General features: G+C 38.0%; 17 protein-coding genes. 9 read left to right on the top strand and 8 right to left on the bottom strand.

Going from position 1 to position 17,889, the window contains the following annotated elements:
* Positions 1 to 2: 2 nt before the first annotated feature.
* Together mtaB and WC623_RS17060 are read right to left on the bottom strand one after the other, a co-directional pair.
* On the bottom strand, positions 3 to 1,322 hold the full coding sequence (gene mtaB / locus WC623_RS17065; protein WP_372853271.1) for a tRNA (N(6)-L-threonylcarbamoyladenosine(37)-C(2))-methylthiotransferase MtaB: 1,320 nt from the start codon (positions 1,320 to 1,322) through the stop codon (positions 3 to 5).
* Positions 1,323 to 1,369: 47 nt separating this feature from the next.
* The gene (locus WC623_RS17060; protein ID WP_372853269.1) at positions 1,370 to 1,939 is read right to left on the bottom strand and encodes a UbiX family flavin prenyltransferase; all 570 of its coding nucleotides are present in this window, start codon (positions 1,937 to 1,939) and stop codon (positions 1,370 to 1,372) included.
* A gap of 432 nt (positions 1,940 to 2,371) precedes the next feature.
* Here WC623_RS17060 and WC623_RS17055 point away from each other — a divergent pair, with 432 nt between their 5' ends.
* The gene (locus WC623_RS17055; RefSeq protein WP_372853267.1) at positions 2,372 to 3,241 is read left to right on the top strand and encodes an AraC family transcriptional regulator; all 870 of its coding nucleotides are present in this window, start codon (positions 2,372 to 2,374) and stop codon (positions 3,239 to 3,241) included.
* A gap of 119 nt (positions 3,242 to 3,360) precedes the next feature.
* Here the strand turns inward: WC623_RS17055 and WC623_RS17050 are convergent, their stop codons facing one another.
* From WC623_RS17050 to WC623_RS17030, 5 genes are all read right to left on the bottom strand, one after another.
* The gene (locus WC623_RS17050; RefSeq protein WP_372853265.1) at positions 3,361 to 4,470 is read right to left on the bottom strand and encodes an SGNH/GDSL hydrolase family protein; all 1,110 of its coding nucleotides are present in this window, start codon (positions 4,468 to 4,470) and stop codon (positions 3,361 to 3,363) included.
* A gap of 80 nt (positions 4,471 to 4,550) precedes the next feature.
* The gene (locus tag WC623_RS17045) at positions 4,551 to 5,315 is read right to left on the bottom strand and encodes an SDR family oxidoreductase (protein WP_372853825.1); all 765 of its coding nucleotides are present in this window, start codon (positions 5,313 to 5,315) and stop codon (positions 4,551 to 4,553) included.
* 21 nt (positions 5,316 to 5,336) lie between these two features.
* Positions 5,337 to 6,464, bottom strand: a complete 1,128-nt coding sequence (locus WC623_RS17040) for a DUF4861 family protein (protein ID WP_372853263.1) — start codon at positions 6,462 to 6,464, stop codon at positions 5,337 to 5,339.
* Positions 6,465 to 6,501: 37 nt separating this feature from the next.
* Positions 6,502 to 7,344: a 5-dehydro-4-deoxy-D-glucuronate isomerase gene (gene kduI, locus WC623_RS17035; protein WP_372853261.1), complete on the bottom strand. Its 843-nt coding sequence runs from the start codon at positions 7,342 to 7,344 to the stop codon at positions 6,502 to 6,504.
* 57 nt (positions 7,345 to 7,401) lie between these two features.
* Positions 7,402 to 8,481 (bottom strand): LacI family DNA-binding transcriptional regulator, encoded by a 1,080-nt coding sequence (locus tag WC623_RS17030; RefSeq protein WP_372853259.1) that lies wholly within the window; start codon positions 8,479 to 8,481, stop codon positions 7,402 to 7,404.
* Between the two features lie 108 nt (positions 8,482 to 8,589).
* Between WC623_RS17030 and WC623_RS17025 the strand changes: the two genes are divergently transcribed.
* Genes WC623_RS17025 through WC623_RS17015 form a run of 3 tightly spaced genes read left to right on the top strand, consistent with a single transcriptional unit; the run spans position 8,590 to position 11,308 of the window.
* Positions 8,590 to 9,324 (top strand): (Fe-S)-binding protein, encoded by a 735-nt coding sequence (locus WC623_RS17025; RefSeq protein WP_372853257.1) that lies wholly within the window; start codon positions 8,590 to 8,592, stop codon positions 9,322 to 9,324.
* A 30-nt stretch (positions 9,325 to 9,354) separates the two neighbouring features.
* Entirely contained in the window at positions 9,355 to 10,734 is a 1,380-nt protein-coding gene (locus tag WC623_RS17020) for a lactate utilization protein B (protein WP_372853255.1), read from the top strand.
* Positions 10,727 to 11,308 carry a lactate utilization protein C gene (locus tag WC623_RS17015; RefSeq protein ID WP_372853253.1) on the top strand — a complete coding sequence of 194 codons (582 nt, stop codon included), beginning with the start codon at positions 10,727 to 10,729 and terminating at the stop codon, positions 11,306 to 11,308. The genes WC623_RS17020 and WC623_RS17015 overlap by 8 nt, the downstream gene beginning before the upstream one ends.
* Here WC623_RS17015 and WC623_RS17010 read toward each other — a convergent pair.
* On the bottom strand, positions 11,305 to 12,549 hold the full coding sequence (locus tag WC623_RS17010) for an MFS transporter (protein ID WP_372853251.1): 1,245 nt from the start codon (positions 12,547 to 12,549) through the stop codon (positions 11,305 to 11,307). The genes WC623_RS17015 and WC623_RS17010 overlap by 4 nt on opposite strands.
* Positions 12,550 to 12,657: 108 nt before the next feature.
* Between WC623_RS17010 and yiaK the strand changes: the two genes are divergently transcribed.
* From yiaK to WC623_RS16985, 5 genes are all read left to right on the top strand, one after another.
* Positions 12,658 to 13,641, top strand: coding sequence for a 3-dehydro-L-gulonate 2-dehydrogenase (gene yiaK, locus WC623_RS17005; protein ID WP_372853249.1), 984 nt, complete (start codon positions 12,658 to 12,660; stop codon positions 13,639 to 13,641).
* A gap of 67 nt (positions 13,642 to 13,708) precedes the next feature.
* Positions 13,709 to 14,446, top strand: coding sequence for a FadR/GntR family transcriptional regulator (locus tag WC623_RS17000; protein ID WP_349786880.1), 738 nt, complete (start codon positions 13,709 to 13,711; stop codon positions 14,444 to 14,446).
* 34 nt (positions 14,447 to 14,480) lie between these two features.
* Positions 14,481 to 16,616, top strand: a complete 2,136-nt coding sequence (locus WC623_RS16995; protein ID WP_372853247.1) for a heparinase II/III family protein — start codon at positions 14,481 to 14,483, stop codon at positions 16,614 to 16,616.
* A gap of 6 nt (positions 16,617 to 16,622) precedes the next feature.
* On the top strand, positions 16,623 to 16,958 hold the full coding sequence (locus WC623_RS16990; protein ID WP_372853245.1) for a cupin domain-containing protein: 336 nt from the start codon (positions 16,623 to 16,625) through the stop codon (positions 16,956 to 16,958).
* A 36-nt stretch (positions 16,959 to 16,994) separates the two neighbouring features.
* A complete protein-coding gene (locus tag WC623_RS16985; RefSeq protein WP_372853243.1) occupies positions 16,995 to 17,876 on the top strand; it encodes an alpha/beta hydrolase fold domain-containing protein in 882 nt (293 codons plus the stop codon).
* The last annotated feature ends 13 nt before the right edge of the window (positions 17,877 to 17,889 follow it).

Raw genomic sequence — 17,889 nt, 5'->3', positions numbered from 1 at the left:
GATTAATGGGCTAATACTTCTTGTGTTTCTGCAACTTCTACCTCACCATCTGCAGTAAGTTCAACCAGTTTTACGGTTTTTATTTCATTCACCATTACCGGGTCGTATTTTGCCTTTACTTTTACATAGTTCTTTGTAAAGCCATGCATAAAGCCATTCTTCTGGTCATCCTCAAAAAGGACTTCCCCAATTGTATCAAGTTGCGATTGATAAAAAGCTCTGCGTTTCTTGTCCGATAAAATATGAAGCATTTTACTGCGATCTGCACGGGTACTTCCTGCAACACGACCTTTCATTTCAGCAGCTTCAGTTTGCTCTCTTTCCGAATAAGTAAATACGTGTAAATAGGAAATATCCAGTTCATTTAGAAACTGGTAAGTATCTAAAAAGTCTTCATGTGTTTCTCCAGGAAAACCTACAATTACATCAACTCCAATACAGCAATTTGGCATTACAGCCTTAATTTTGGCTACGCGTTCTGTATACAACTCTCTTTGGTAACGTCTTTTCATCAGTCCAAGTATTTTATTGGAACCAGACTGCAATGGAATATGAAAATGAGGTACAAACCTTTTTGAACCAGCAACAAACTCTATAATTTCATTGCTTAAAAGATTTGGCTCAATAGATGAGATCCTGATTCTTTCAATACCCTCAACTTCATCAAGAGCTTTTACAAGATCAAAAAACTTATCTTCTCTTTGCCCGTTGCGGATTCCGAAATCACCCAGATTTACACCTGTCAACACAATTTCCTTTACGCCACTTTCAGCAATCTGCTTTGCGCGGTTAACCACATTCTCAATGGTATCACTTCTACTGCCACCACGGGCCAAGGGAATAGTACAATAAGTACAAGGGTAATCACAGCCATCCTGTACTTTTAAAAAAGTACGAGTACGGTCGCCGATGGAATAAGCTGCAATAAAATTATGATTTACTTTTTCTATGTTTTGCTGATGAACAATTGCCTTTGGGTTTTTCGTAAGATCAGAAATAAATTCAACAATTCTAAATTTCTCTGCAGCCCCCAACACCATGTCAACGCCTTCAATCTCTGCAATTTCTGTAGGTTTAAGTTGTGCATAACAACCTACAATCGTAACATAAGCTTGTGGTGAATATTTCAATGCTTCTTTTACAACCTTACGGCATTTTTTATCTGCATGTTCAGTAACAGAACAGGTATTGATTACATATACATCCGCTCCGTCTGTAAAATCTACAACAGCATAACCCGCATCAGTAAATAAACGGCCTATTGTTGATGTTTCAGAGAAATTCAACTTACAACCTAATGTATAAAATGCAACTTTTTTCATTAATAATGACATTCTAATAAGTCCGCAAAGGTAAGGTTTTTGATGATTTATTCCTCATTCCAGCGGTAACTATCCTGCTCAAATCCTACCAGGTCAATTACCCTGCTTACGACAGTCTGCGCTACTTCTTCTATTGATTTCGGCAGACTATAAAATGAAGGATTGGCAGGACAGATAATCCCTCCTGCTTCAGTAACAATCTTCATATTATTGATGTGAATAAGGCTAAAAGGCGTATCCCTGACTACAGCAATCAATTTTCTCCGTTCCTTAAGCACTACATCTGCAGCTCTTGAAATAAGATCATTTGAAATGCCATGGGCAATCCTTCCCAGCGTTCCCATAGAACAGGGAATAATAATCATCGTGTCATATTTTGCGGAGCCAGAAGCAAAGGGGGCATTAAAATCCATTTTAGGATAAAATATGAAAGGATATTGATCATAGTCTTCATTGCCTAACTCAAAGCGCCAAACCTCCTTCGCATTATCAGACATGACCACACCAACACTTTCAATCTGATCAGAAAGCTTCAACAAACTATCTAGCAACAATTTAGCATAAACAGACCCACTCGCCCCTGTAACAGCAACAATCACTTTTTTTTTCTTCCCCATAGCAGAGCAAAGATACGGAAGCCAGTTAAACAAAAAAGGGCCGAAAAATTAATTTCGGCCCTACATCTACCTATGAAAAACATACCCTCGAAAGGGTAAGCCCAAATGTAACTAATCTTTTTTAATAAATAAAAGTTTAAACATATTTTTTTCTACTCATTTACCTATTAGTATAATTACACAATCAAATAACGAAAGTCGACAACAAAATCAATAGAGTTTCAAATTATCGTTGATCTCAAAAAATTACATCCCATTTAAATAATTAAGCAATATTAGCATAATATGCTGTAAAAATGGCATCAAATATGAATATAAAAAGTATTTTTAATATATTCAATGTTCTAAATATCAAACAAGATATTAGGAAACTTTCCTAGTTAATATAATTATCAAAAACTTCCATCTTACTAAAAAAATAAAATTGAACAGATGAAACCTCAGTTGCTAAAAGTTTCTAACAACCTCGTTAATTCATTCAGTGCCAGAAGAGATAATGTGCCATATATCAATAACAGGTGGCATTATCATCCAGAGGTTGAATTGATATATTTTAAAAAAGGAAGCGGAACGCAATTTATTGGCGACAATATTAAAAGATTTAGTTCTGGCGACATAGTATTAGTAGGTGCTCATTTACCACATTATTGGAAGTTTGACGACAACTATTTTAATGAAGGGGAAACTGATCATGCAGATGTCATTGTTATCCATTTCTGTGAAAACTTTTGGGGCAGCCATTTCCTATCTCTTCCAGAAAATAAAGGAATTAAGCAAACTTTAGAAAAAGCCCGACGTGGCATACAGATTTTAGATTCTGAAAGAGAAAATATTGCCTCAATTATGGAGCACATCCTGGTTGCCTCTGGCTCACAGAGAATTATATTACTGATGGAGGCTTTACTGGAAATTGAGAGGAGTACAAAAGAAAAACAGTTATCTTCTATTGGTTTTCATAACAACTTTGAGGATTCTGAAAACGACAGGATCAATGCCATTTATAATTACTCTTTAACTCATTTTAAAAGAAAAATCCAAATGGAAGAGATGGCTGCTGTAGCCAATATCAGTCCTAATTCTTTTTGCCGATATTTTAAGACAAGAACAAGAAAAACATACACCCAGTTTATTAGTGAAATACGAGTAGGTCATGCTTGTAAACTTCTGATTGAGGACAGCTTAAATGTCAAACAAATCTGCTATGAAAGTGGCTTTCATAACTTCGCCAGCTTTCACAAACACTTTAAAATTATAACAGGCCAAAGTCCCCTATCTTATCAAAAGTCTTTTCTCCGCAAATAACTGGTTCAATAAACTTATTAGAATGTAATTCCAGCTATTCTTTATACAACAATACCGCAATCCCGATTCGATAAAGAGCTGACGGTAATTGCGGTATCGCTAGATAACCATTAGAAAGTCTATTTTAAGATTTTCTTAACTGCTTTTTCATATGCTTCGGCATAATGCAACATACCAATATCATTTGGGTGTGTACCATCTACCATACTTTCAATATCCTGATTGATCTCAGCTTTTGTAAGGTGATAAATCTGCTTTACTCCAGCTGCTTTTAGCTTTGCAAGGGCTGTGTTTAGGGCAATATTTACACGCTCATAACTACTTTTACGAGCGGGATACAAACCATCATCTGTATAACCATCATGCTCTGTCAGCAAAATAGGTACACCAGGCCTTTTTGACTGCAAATGCGCAACGGTAGCCAATACTCTTTTTACAATCTCCTCATTGTTAAAGTCTTTTGCCGATGTTAAATTTGGCAAACAGTCTAATACATATAAGCTTGCATCAATCTCCGGCAACAATTCGTAAACTTCTTTTTCAAGTCGGCCATTACCAGAAAACGCCAGGTTTATAATTGGCTGATCTAACTTTCTGCTTAACATATTTGTCCAGGCTAAGCCTGGTCTGCTGGCACAAGCACCTTGTGCTATAGAAGTACCATATACCACTATAGGTTTCTTTTTAGCAACTGGCAGAGGGGTAAAAGTATTTTCCTCAGGCACACTTATTTCCATCCATTTTACGGTATTATACAAAGGCAAATACAAGGTATATTCACGATTATTAATTCCCGAAGCTCCTATATTTCTAAAACGACATACAATTGTGTCACCAAAAACATAATTTCCAGCAGCCCAGGTATATTGCCCTTTTTCATCTTTTGCATATAAATCAACTCCGCTTACCCCGGTTGAAGGCATATGAAACATCTGAATCGGGCCTGAAACTTGATATTTAACTACAATTTCTGGAGCGTCCGATTTAAAACGAATATTTAATCCAGCACTATTTTTAGATAAATTCCATACAGGCTTACGTACAGAACCTTCTGCTTTTGCAGGTAATCGATCATAGAAATTCTGTATTCCGCTATGCCAACCCTGCCCTCCTACTACACTTTCCTTGTCTTTCTCCGGGTTCCATGTCTTATAGACGGTCTTCTGCTGCGCAATGGTAACATTCGCGCAGAATAATAATGTAAAAATTAATAATAAAGATTGTTTCATGTGGTTAGTTTTTTTCGAATATATAAAAAAAGCAGACTTAACTAAAGTCTGCTTTTAAATGATATTTTAAAAGTTTGAGCTTATCTGCCCATCCATCCACCATCAACAGTCATCACTGTACCGTGCATATAACTTGATGCTTCTGAAGCAAGAAATACGATTGGCCCTTTAAAATCTTCAGCCTCTCCCCATCTGCCAGCTGGAATACGCTCCATAATAGAACGGCTACGATCTTCGTCAGCTCTTAAGGCAGTAGTATTATCAGTAGAGATATAACCAGGAGCAATTGCATTAACATTAACACCTTTTGATGCCCATTCGTTAGCGAATGCTTTTGTTAACTGGCCAATTGCACCTTTACTAGCGGCATAACCAGGAACTGTAATACCACCCTGGAATGTCAACAATGAAGCTGTAAAAATGATTTTCCCACTTCCTCTGCTCACCATATCACGACCAATTTCTCTGGTCAGAATAAAAGGAGCTGTTTGATTTACAGCCACAACTTCATCCCAAAACTCATCTGGATGCTCTGCAATTGGTTTTCTAAGAATTGTACCAGCGTTGTTTACCAGAATATCAATTACCGGATGATCTGCTTTAACTTTCTCACAAAATGATTTTAAAGAATCACGGTCACTAAAATTACATTGATACGCATAAAAATTCCTTCCAAATGCCTTTACCGCACTTTCTACTGCACTTCCGCTAAGTTCAAGATTTGCAGATACACCAATGATATCGGCACCTGCCTCAGCCAAAGCTTCGGCCATTGCTTTACCAATACCGCGTTTACAACCGGTAACTAAAGCTACCTTCCCTTTTAAATTGAATAAATCAAGTATTGCCATTTTCTATATTTTATTTTATTGTACACTAACCTTTAAAGGCTGTTCCAATTGTTTTTTAAAGTTATTCAGATAATTAAACCATGCCTGTGCAGTTGTTATTTCATTGGCTTTGCTCCATGCAGAACCATTGTAATAAACTACAGGCTTTTTGTTATTGGATGCAGTATAGGTTAACAGGTGCGACTTATCAGTACCCATACTTAACTTTTCAGCTGTAACTATAGTAGCCACACCAGTTACTCCATCTTCACCATGTTGAGGTTCCCAATAGCCCATAACACCTTGCTTCTCGTCCATTAAAATGGTTCCCGCCTCTTTCCTTTTCACAATCCCCACTGCAACAGGCAATACATCTCCATCATAAGTATAAGCAGCTTCAATCTTATTCATATGCGATCCAGCATCTAATGAGATAGTTTTCGTAACCTTAACTGATTTACCAGCAACATTCCAGGCATCGTATCCCAACTCAAACGTTGTACGCAATGGTCCATTGTCTAACACTTTCCAATGATGATAATTTAAAGGGAACGCAATAGAATCCTTAACAATCGGAGCAATATCCCCAGCACCAAGCGTCAAACCAACACTATAATAATCCATTCCATCACCATTATCACGATGGTAATCATTGATTCTATACCAGTCATTGATCACCAGCTTATTTGTTCTTTTTACCCAAACATCGGTACCAAATGCATTATCTTTTCTTGCTTCCAGTGCTTTTCCGTACATACGGAAAGCTACTTTATCATTCTCCCATGCAAAATCATCAAAACGTTCTGGCACATAACGGCCGTATGTTTTTTTAACTACCGTAGCAGGTTTACCCGGAACAACAGACAACTGAATATTACCTTTCGCTTTAACACTTACCTGCACCAATAAATTCTGTACAGAGGCTTGCCCACGGCGCTCTAACTGAAAAGGAACTTCCTTTTTGGTCAGTACATTGATTACCTTGAAATTCGCAGTATCGATTTTAGGATATTTTGCAGTAATGTTACTCCAACTCACAGGCACAACAGCATTTACACGCTCCATCGTCGAAGGATTATTAATTGTTAATGTTGCTTTCGTTTGTGCCATTAATGGGCTGTATATACCAGGAAACAACAATAAAAAACCTACTAATCTTTTCATCTATTTACTTTTTGGTTTCAATTCTCGGCTGGGCCGATTATTTTAAATCATTAATTGCACAGTGATCCATATCACCATAATCAAGGTTTTCACCTGCCATACCCCAAATAAAAGTATAGTTGCTAGTTCCAGCACCTGAGTGGATTGACCAGTTAGGTGAAATTACAGCTTGTTCATTTTGCATCCAGATATGTCTGGTTTCCTGAGGCTCGCCCATAAAGTGACAAACACTTTGTCCAGCCGCCACTTCAAAATAGAAATATACTTCCATCCTTCTATCGTGTGTATGAGCTGGCATTGTGTTCCAAACACTTCCGCTTTTCAGTTCTGTCATACCCATTTGTAACTGACAAGTAGGCAATACACTATTTACAATTAACTTATTGATCACGCGGTGATTTGCTGTTTCAGGAGAACCCAGTTCAACAACTTCAGCATCTGCTCTTGAAACCTTTTTACTAGGATAAGTATGATGTGCAGGTGCAGAATTGATGTAGAATTTTGCAGGATTATTTTTATCATCCGAAGCAAAACTTACAGATTGTGTTCCTTTCCCAAGGTATAAAGCCTCTTTAAATTCAAGTTCATAAGTTACGCCATCAGCAACAATTTTACCTTTTGCACCAACGTTAATGATACCCAGTTCTCTTCTTTCCAGAAAATAAGCTGCTTTAAGGTTTTCAGGGTTAGACAATTCTACAGCCTCATTTACCGGCATTACACCTCCAGTGATATAGCGGTCGAAATGAGATAAGGTAAGCTTAACAGCATCAGCTTCAAATAAGCCTTCCATTAAAAAATTCTTGCGTAAAGCAGCAGTATCAAATTGCTTTGCTTCACCCGGACTAACTGCATAGCGGCTTTCAAAAGATGTTTTCATTGTTTTGTATTTTATATTTATTCAATCATCCAACTAAGGACGTAATGTGTTTAATAATTAATCAGTAGCAGTTGATGCTCTGGCAATCAATTCTACTGGAATGATGACTGGATCGGTTTTATACATTTGTCCAGCCTCCCCATTTTTTAATAATTCTGTCAGTGTCTCAACAATTCGCCTGCCCACCAGGTTAGGAAACTGTTCAACTGAAGTCACAGAAGGCGTAATAATAGCGGTCCGCGGGTCATTAGAATAACCTGCAATTTTCAACCTACCAGGAACAGAAATATTATTTTCCTTAGCGTATTCAATTGCAGCAATAGCACTGGTATCATTATTAGCAAACAAACCATCAGGTACTATATGCAATTTAAACAATTCCTGCATCGCTTTTTTTGCATTTTCATGTGTCAGCTCATGATGAAAAATCCATTCTTTCTGTACTGGTAAATCATGTTCCTCCATTGCTTTTAAAAAACCTGCTTCACGATCTTGATAAAGATTAGAGGTTAAAGGACCAGAAATATGAGCAATTAGTTTACACCCAGCATCAATCAAATGTTTAGTAGCCAGATATGCACCTTTAAAATCTTCTCCCTTAATTAAGGTTGCTTTATATCCATCAACAGGAACACGATCATAAAATATGACTGGCGTATTGTGTTCCACAAACTTATCGAAATGACTAAAATCTACTGTTTGTAAAGAGCATGCAGCAATTAAAGCATCCACACGAGAAGCAAATAAAGTTTCAGTAAGCTCACGTTCCATACTTACAGAGTCGTTAGACTGACAAATAATCAGACTAAAACCATGTTTATGCAAATCATTTTGTATTGTAGTGATGACTTCAGCGTGAAAAAACATAGAAACCCTTGGAATAATCAGTCCTACCGTATTGGTTTTATTGCTCCTTAATCCAGAGGCCATAAGGTTTCTACGGTACCCTAGTTTCTGAGCCATTTCCATCACATCATTACGAGTTTTTTCTTTAACGTAAGGATGATTGTTTAATGCCCTCGAAATGGTTGCAGGCGAAAGCTTTAATGCCTCTGCAATATCCAGGATTGTATTTTGATATGTCTTTTTACCAGCAGCCATATAATGTAAATATTTGCAAGCTAACACTTTTTTCATTGATATGAAAACGTTTTCATAAAATAGCACTTTTGCGACAATGCTATGATAGCACAGGATAGTGCGATTATATAAAAATACTATATTTAAAGCCCAAACCCTATACAAATGACCGTAGGCCTTTTTATACCTTGCTATATCGACCAATTTTATCCAAATGCCGCCATTGCAACTTTAAATTTATTAAGCAAACTTGGCATAACAGTAAAATATCCTGTCAACCAAACCTGTTGTGGACAACCCATGGCCAACTCTGGCTTTGAACATCTGACACAGGGATGCAATGATTTATTCATCGACAATTTTGATGAATTTGATTATATCGTTTCCCCATCGGGAAGTTGTGTACTTCATATAAAAGATCACCTGCATTCTGCCACCGCAGAAGACAAGGCATTGGGTATCCGAAAAAAGGTATATGAATTAACAGAGTTTCTAACAGATGTACTTAAAGTTGAAAAACTGGAAGCACGATTCCCTCATAAAGTAGGCATGCATCAAAGTTGCCATGGACAACGAGGTTTAATGCTGGCTCAAATGACAGAGCTTGTCGACAAACCTTATTCAAAACCACTGCAATTGTTAAAAATGGTTGAAGGACTTGAATTGGTTGAACTGAGCAGAGCAGATGAATGCTGTGGATTTGGAGGAACATTTTGTGTAGCGGAAGAAGCTGTATCAGTAAAAATGGGTAAAGATCGTATTGCAGATCACATCAATCATGGTGCAGAGTATATAACAGCTTCAGACATGTCATGTTTAATGCATATGGAAGGCATTCTTCGCCGGCAAAACAGTGAAGTGAAAGTGCTGCATATTGCAGAAATATTAAATGCAGAATAGTTAATTAAGAGAAGTACAACAATAAAGAAAATGAGTACAGAAAGAAAAGACCACGCAGCATTATCAGACATATTTAATAAAGATGAAGCAAGGGTTGACTGGCACGATGAGACTTTATGGTTTGTGCGTGCTAAGCGCGATAAAGCAGCCCATAATATTCCAGAATGGGAAAATCTTAGGGAAACCGCTTCCCAAATCAAAAACAACGTCCTGTCTGATCTTCACAACTACCTGGTTGAATTTGAAACTCATGCAACAAATAATGGGGTTACGGTACATTGGGCAGCGGATGCGGCCGAACATAACCAGATTGTTCATTCGATATTACAAAAACATAAAGTAGACCGACTCATCAAAAGCAAATCAATGCTAACTGAAGAGTGTCACCTAAATGAATATTTGCATAAAAATGGAATTGATGTAATTGATACCGACCTGGGCGAGCGCATTGTACAGCTGGCCAAAGAACCGCCAAGTCATATTGTATTACCTTGTATCCATAAAAAGAAAGAAGAAATTGGTGAACTGTTCCATGAACACCTGGGTACACCAGAAGGCATGGCCGACCCTCAATTTTTAACTGCCGCAGCACGCGAGCATTTACGCGAAACCTTTTTAACACGTAGAGCAGCCATCACAGGCGTCAACTTTGCAGTTGCCGAAACTGGGGAATTTGTAGTTTGTACTAATGAAGGAAATGCAGATATGGGCGCACATCTTGCTGATGTACATATTGCCTGCATGGGTATCGAAAAAATTATTCCGAAGCGAAAAAATCTGGGGGTGTTTTTAAGATTGCTAACCAGAAGCGCTACGGGGCAACCCATTACTACCTATTCCAGTCATTTTAAAAAGCCTAGACCAGGACAAGAGATGCACATTGTATTGGTTGATAATGGCCGTACGACTCAATTGAGTCGTCCAGATTTCAGAAATTCATTGAAATGTATCCGTTGTGCCGCATGTATGAATACCTGTCCGGTTTACCGCAGAAGTGGCGGCCATAGTTACCATACTGCAGTAGCTGGTCCTATTGGTTCTATACTCGCACCTAATCTCGACATGAGGGAATACGCTGATTTACCTTTCGCCTCTACCCTATGCGGATCTTGTAGCAATGTTTGTCCGGTTAAAATTAATATACATGAACAGTTATACAAATGGCGACAGGTTATTGTAAAAGAAGGCTATGCTGATCCTAAAAAGAAACTGGCTATGAAAGCAATGGAATTCACCTTATCCAGTCCTTTTGTTTATAAGAATGCGGGTAAAGCTGGACGTTGGTTCATGAAGTATGCACCATTTACGGTAAACAACAAACTTAATTTATGGTATCAGCAGCGAGAAATGCCTGCAGTACCTAAGGAATCATTTGGTGAGTGGTACAAAAAAAATAAAAAGAATGACTAGCAGAGAACAGATATTAGCAAAAGTACTGGCCAATCAACCTAATGCGCAACCACTTCCGGCCGACCTGTCGACTGCATTTCCTGCAGCCAATCCACTTGAGGCTTTTGCAACAGTGTTAACCAACATAGGTGGAAACTTTGTAGAAGTTAAGGATTTCAATGCGATCAAAGATTATATAAGTACGCACTTTGCAGGTCAGCGTATCGTATCAACATTATCAGAACTTGCAGAACTATCTGAACAAGGTTGGGAAAATCAGGATCCTCATACTTATGCCAATGTAGAACTGGCTGTAATCAATGCTCATTTTGGCGTAGCAGAGAATGCAGCAGTTTGGATTACAGAAGATTTAATGCATCAACGTGCAGTACCATTTATTTGTCAGCAACTAGCAATAGTACTGAGCAAAAATGAAATTGTACAAACTATGCACGATGCCTACTTAAAAATTGGTTCCGCTGAATATGGTTTTGGTAGTTTTATTGCCGGACCATCTAAAACAGCAGATATAGAGCAATCTCTGGTTTTAGGTGCTCATGGCCCCAAAGGAATGACAATTTTTGTAATAGATTAATCTTCCTCAATAAAATCAAGGTCTTTGTGATGGGTTTCTGGAATTGTTCTAATACAATAGAAACCTATCCCAAAACAGATTAAACCTACAATACCAGCGGCTTTTAATTCAAATACATGTGGCTTTAGTGTAGTATATAATGTGGTCATCAATACAACCGTTCCTCTAACCATATTCGGAATAGTTGTCGCAGCAGTCGCCCTTATATTGGTACCAAACTGTTCAGCTCCAATGGTGACAAACATTGCCCAGTAACCAATTCCAAAACCCATCCAAACGCATATCGCATATAAACCTGTCGAGGTTGTGATACCTGCATATAAATAGATCAGCGCACCTATTACTGTAAAAGCCATCATATAAGTTACTGTACGGATACGTGATTCAAGCCAATAACTGACTACTCCACTCAGTAAATCGCCTATAGAAAGACCAACATAGCACCACATCACTGCGAGCCCAGGTTTAATGACCTCACTAATACCTAATGCTTTACCAAATTCATTACTAAATGTGGCCAAAACACCTATAATATACCAGGTAGGTAAACCAATGCCAATACATTTTAAATACAATATCAACCTGTTTTTGTTGGTAAAGAAGGAGAGAAAATTACCCTTTGCTACATGGCTTTTTTCTTTCATTGTATGAAACATACCAGATTCAAAAACCCCGATCCTTAAAAACAAGAGCAAAATGCCCATGCCACCTCCAATAAAATATGCGTTCCTCCAGCTGAAGAGTTCTACTGTAAAATAACCAACGATTGCACCAAGCAAGCCTACTCCAGCTACTAGAGAGGTACCAATTGCCCTTAACCGTTTAGGCAAACTTTCTGAAACCAATGTAATTCCAGCACCAAGTTCGCCTGCTAAACCAATCCCAGCAATAAAACGAAGAACTTTATAAATAGTTACATCATGTACAAAACCACAGGCAAAGTTTGCCAAAGAGTAAGTAATAATTGAACCAAACAATACAGAGAGACGGCCTTTTTTATCGCCTAGCACTCCCCACAAAATACCGCCAAGCAATAAGCCCGTCATCTGCCAGTTTAAAATACTGGCTCCCTCTATGGATACTGCAGCTTCATCCAGTCCTAATTCTGTTAAACTGGGTATCCTTACAATACCAAATAAAAGCAAATCATAAATATCTACGAAATAGCCAAGTGCGGCTACAATTACAGGAGCACTTAGCAGATAAGCTGCAGTACTCTTTTCTTTAATCAGGTTGGTCATTTAGGTTTGACGAATTATTACACTAAGATATTTGTTTTTATAAAAATCTATCATTCCAGCTCAATTTATTTTTCATCCGTGTATATTTGATCATAAACCACCCCTATCATGCGTATACCTTACCAGCAACTTCAGGAAGAATTCAACAGAGTGCTCTTAAAATTATCATTTACCCCGGAAATGGCCCATACCTGCGCAACAATATTTGCAGACAACAGCAGAGATGGAATATACTCTCATGGCTTAAACAGGTTCCCTGTTTTTATCGAGCATGTAACCGAGGGTTTGGTTATCCCTTCAGCATTACCAAAATTATTGGAAAGCAATGGAAGCATCGAACGTTGGGACGGAAACCTGGCACCAGGAATGTTCAATGCCACCCATTCAATGAACCGTGCTATAACTTTAGCAAAAAGTAATGGAATCGGATGTGTGGCTATCAAGAATACGAACCATTGGATGCGAGGCGGAACTTATGGCTGGCAGGCAGCTGAGGCAGGATGTATTGGCATATGTTTTACCAATGCTGTAGCTAATATGCCTGCCTGGGGTGGAAGCGCTCCTGTTTTAGGAAACAATCCACTTGTCATTGCAGTACCTCGTCCAGAAGGGCATTTGGTACTCGATATGGCCATGTCTCAGTTTTCTTATGGTAAAATGCAGGAATATGAACTGAAAGGTGAAATGCTACCATTTCCTGGAGGATACGATGAAACAGGAAACTTAAGTACAGACCCCGCAGAAATCAGGAAAACCAAACTTGCGCTACCAATTGGTTTCTGGAAAGGCTCGGGTCTTTCTTTAATGCTCGACATACTAGCTGTAGCGCTTAGCGGTGGACGATCTACAGAGAAAATATCTTCAGGTAAATACGAAACAGGGGTATCTCAATGCTTTATTTGCATCAAACAGCCAGATATGCACGCCTCCCTGATCGAACAAATTCTGGCCTTTACAAAGAATAATTCAGAAACTGAGCCTGAAGAACTAGTTAGTTATCCCGGAGAACGAACACTAAAAACACGCTTAGATAATGAAAAAAATGGCATTCCGGTAAATGAGGAAATATGGATGCAAGTAAAAAGCATTTAAAAATTTGGATTACATGTTTTAATGTATATATTTGGTTAACCAATAATTGGTCAACCAAATATATTATATGAAGTCATTTATAGAAACGATCAAATCAATTGAAGTCGAATCTCCGGTCGATAAGATTATAGGTCAGCTTAAACATCTCATTACCAGCGGGCAACTTCAGCCTGGCGACAAGCTACCTGCGGAACGACTACTGGCTGAAAAGTTTGGAGTTGGTCGCAGTTTTGTTCGTGAAGCAATTTTAAAACTTGAATTTTACGGTTTAATCAGAACTACCCCTCAAAGTGGAACTTATGTTTCCGGTTTAAGTATTAAGGTTTTAGACAACATCATCACGGATATTATTAAATTCAATAAAGACGATTTCAATTCACTTCTGGAAGCAAGATATTACCTGGAACTCGATGCAGTAAAATTAGCCGCAGAGAGAAGAACAGAACATGACTTGATAAAATTAAGGGAGGCCTTGATGGATTATGAAAATAAGACCAACAACAACCTTGATGCTGTTGAAGAAGATATGCTTTTTCATATGGCCATTGCAAAGGCATCCAAAAACTCGGTTATTGAATCCATGATCCTGATTCTTATTCCCGATTTGATCAAAAATATTGTAGAAAATAAAATTTGCGGTGAGAATCGCAGTAAACTGGCTATTGCCGAGCATAGAAATATACTTGCAGCTATTGAAAGTCAGGATATAGATGCTGCAGAAAATGCTGTAGCTGCTCACCTTAACGATATGTTTCAAATTAGTAAAGCGGGATTTTCCGCACAAAATATTATTAATGATAACTAGCTAAGCACAAATACCTCATTTCTTTATAATGCATATGAACGACTTAAAAAAGTTAGTAATGGCCATGTTTTGCCTAATGTTTCCTCTGCTCACCATAGCACAGGATCACCCAAGCATAATGCTGACCAAAAAAAATATTAGCGCGGTACGAAAGGGGGTCGACACCTACCCTTTGCTTAAAAAATCTTATAAAAAGGTAAAAGCAGAAGCTGATAAAACCCTGTTAGAACCCATAAATGTTCCTACACCAAAAGATGCCGGTGGTGGGGCTACACATGAGCAGCACAAGAAAAATTATAACACCATGTTGAATTGTGGTATTGCCTACCAAATTTCAGGTGACAAAAAATATGCTGGATACGTAGAAAACATGCTATTAAAATATGCCGCAGATTACAGCAAATGGCCTTTACATCCAAAAAGAAAAGAAAACCACCAGGCAGGTAAAATCTTCTGGCAAAGCCTGAATGATTTTGTGTGGCAGGTATATACCATACAAGGTTATGATATGGTTTATGATGCCATCTCTCCAAAAAACAGGGCTACAATTAACGCGGGACTATTTGAACCTATGCTTAAATTCTTCACAGTAGACTGTAAAGAAACCTTTGATAAAATCCATAACCATGGTACATGGGATATTGCAGCTGTAGGTATGACCGGCTATGTATTAAACAAACCAGAATATGTAGAAATGGCTATAAAAGGATCTGCAAAAGATGGCAAAACAGGTTATCTGGCACAAATTGATCAGTTATTTTCTCCTGACGGATACTACACTGAAGGTCCTTATTACCAAAGGTATGCGTTATTACCATTCATCATTTTCGCAAAAACCATAAATAACTTTCAACCAGAGTTAAAAATATTTGAATACCGCAATCAGCTATTGGCCAAAGCCATTAATACCTCTTTGCAACTGACTTATACAGACGGCACCTTTTTCCCTTTCAATGATGCTGTAAAAGGAAAGACCTATGAAACACCTGAATTGGTGTATGGAGTTAACATTTCCTATGCTGATATTAAGCCATCTGCAGAGTTATTATCTGTCGCTGAAAGACAAGCAGAAGTCATCATTTCCGATGCAGGATTGAAAGTCGCTGCTGACATTGAAGCAGGTAAAGCCAAACCTTTCTCTTATGTGTCTCAATTAATTAAAGATGGTGCTTCAGGTAAAGAAGGTGGTTTAGGAATACTCAGATCGGGCAGTAATGAAGACCAGCAGGCACTCCTGCTAAAAGCGACTTCACAAGGCATGGGACATGGGCATTTTGACCGACTAAACCTTTTGTATTATGACAACGGCGTTGAAGTGTTTCCTGATTATGGATCAGCTAGATTCATCAATATTGAATCGAAAAAAGGAGGAGATTATTTACCGGAAAATAAATCGTGGGCCAAACAAACTATTGCACATAACACCCTGGTGGTAGACCAGACTTCAAACTATAAGGGAAACCCTAAAACTGCACAAGATTCTTACCCTGAAGTATTATACTTTAAAACCGATAAAAATCTACAGGTCATGAGTGCCAATGAACGCAATGCCTATCCAGATGTACAAATGATCAGAACCTCTGCTTTATTAAAAGTAGCAGAACTAACAAAACCATTGATAATTGATGTGTTCCAGGTATTATCTGGTAAATCGCATCAGTATGATCTTCCATTTTGGTACAAAGGACATGTTGTTGATGCTTCATTAAAGATCAAAGCATTTACAGATCAACTAAAACCACTTGGAGAGAAGAACGGCTACGAACATATCTGGTTGAATGCCGATATGCCAATAAACAACAAAAGCGGATATGTGACTATTCTAAATAACAAAAGATTTTATACTACCCATTTTACTACAGATAATGCAGTTAACTTAAAAATGTTAATGCTTGGGGCTAATGACCCAGATATGAGTCTGATTGAAAGCAAAGCTTTCATGCTCTCCTCTTCAGGATCGGCCAATCAGACTTTCTTTAACATTGTAGAAACACATGGTAAAACCAATCCGGTTAGTGAAACAACAACTGGAGCTTCAAGTAAAGTTAGCGAACTCAAAATTGTAAGCAGTAGCAAAGATCAGGTAAGTGTTTCATTTAAGGTGAAAGACAAAACATACAATTACCAGATCAATTACAACAACAAAGAAAACTTTATTAAACTTAATTAATACGTCATGTTACAGAACAATTTATTTCAAATAGACGCAGAAACACCCTGGCAAGATCTCGGCAACGGAATTAAAAGGCAGATATATGGCTATGATGACAAAATCATGCTTGTAAAAGCAAAGTTCGAAGCTGAAGCTGTAGGGGTATTACATGAGCACCACCATTCGCAGGTTACTTATGTAGAAAGTGGAGTTTTTGAAATGACCATTGGCGAAGAAAAAAAGATCATCAAAAAGGGAGATGGTTTTTATGCTCCTCCTCATGTATGGCATGGCTGTGTATGCATTGAACCGGGAATTCTAATAGATGTGTTTTCCCCACATCGGGAAGATTTCCTCTAAAATAACTTAAATATAAACCTTAAAATCTAAACTAAGATGAAGAAGATATTCATACTTTGCGGGATCCTTATGGCCAATATTTCCCTTATTGCCCAGGATGCTACAGCAGTAAAAAAAGTAACTTATCCAGCCGGATATACGGAACAAATAGATGTCGTTTATACAAAAGTAAACGACTGGGAAGGTAAATTAGACCTGTATCTCCCACCTACTCAAAATGGCCCTTCTCCTGTCGTAATTAATATTCACGGTGGCGGTTGGAATAAAGGAAACAAGGAATCACAAACAGGATTCAGTGGTTTCTTTAAAAGAGGTTATGCTGTTGCTAACATCGCCTATCGTCTTACCGGAGTAGCAACTGCCCCCGCTGCTGTAGAAGATACCCGTTGTGCATTGATCTATTTGATCAATAATGCTAAAAAACTAAATATAGATCCAAACAAGATTGTGATAATGGGCGGTTCCGCAGGTGGTCACCTTGCATTAATGGGTGGTCTGTTAGAAAACAATCCAATTTTCGATACAAACTGTAAAGGAACAAAGAGCATTAAAGTAGCAGCTATTATAGACAAGTACGGGATTACCGATGTATGGGATTGGGGCTATGGTACAATAAAAACCAGTAAATCTGCCACAAGCTGGCTTGGCGACAAAGCGAAAGACAAAGATTTTGCTAAATCTGTTTCACCACTTTACCAGGTTAAAAAAACAAGTCCGCCCGTATTCATTGTTCATGGTGATGCTGATCCTATTGTACCCTATGAGCAATCTGTTGCCCTTAAGGCAAAACTCGATGAAATGGGCGTAAAAAATGAGTTCATTACTGTTAAAGGTGGACAACACGGAAAATTTGAAGCAGAAGACAATCGCATGGTCAATGCAAAAATTATGGACTTTTTAAAAGGTCTTGGGCTATAACCCTATCATAAAA

It is taken from the genome of Pedobacter sp. (assembly GCF_041645105.1).
Classification (GTDB): domain Bacteria; phylum Bacteroidota; class Bacteroidia; order Sphingobacteriales; family Sphingobacteriaceae; genus Pedobacter.
This window is presented reverse-complemented; position numbering and strand designations above follow the sequence as displayed.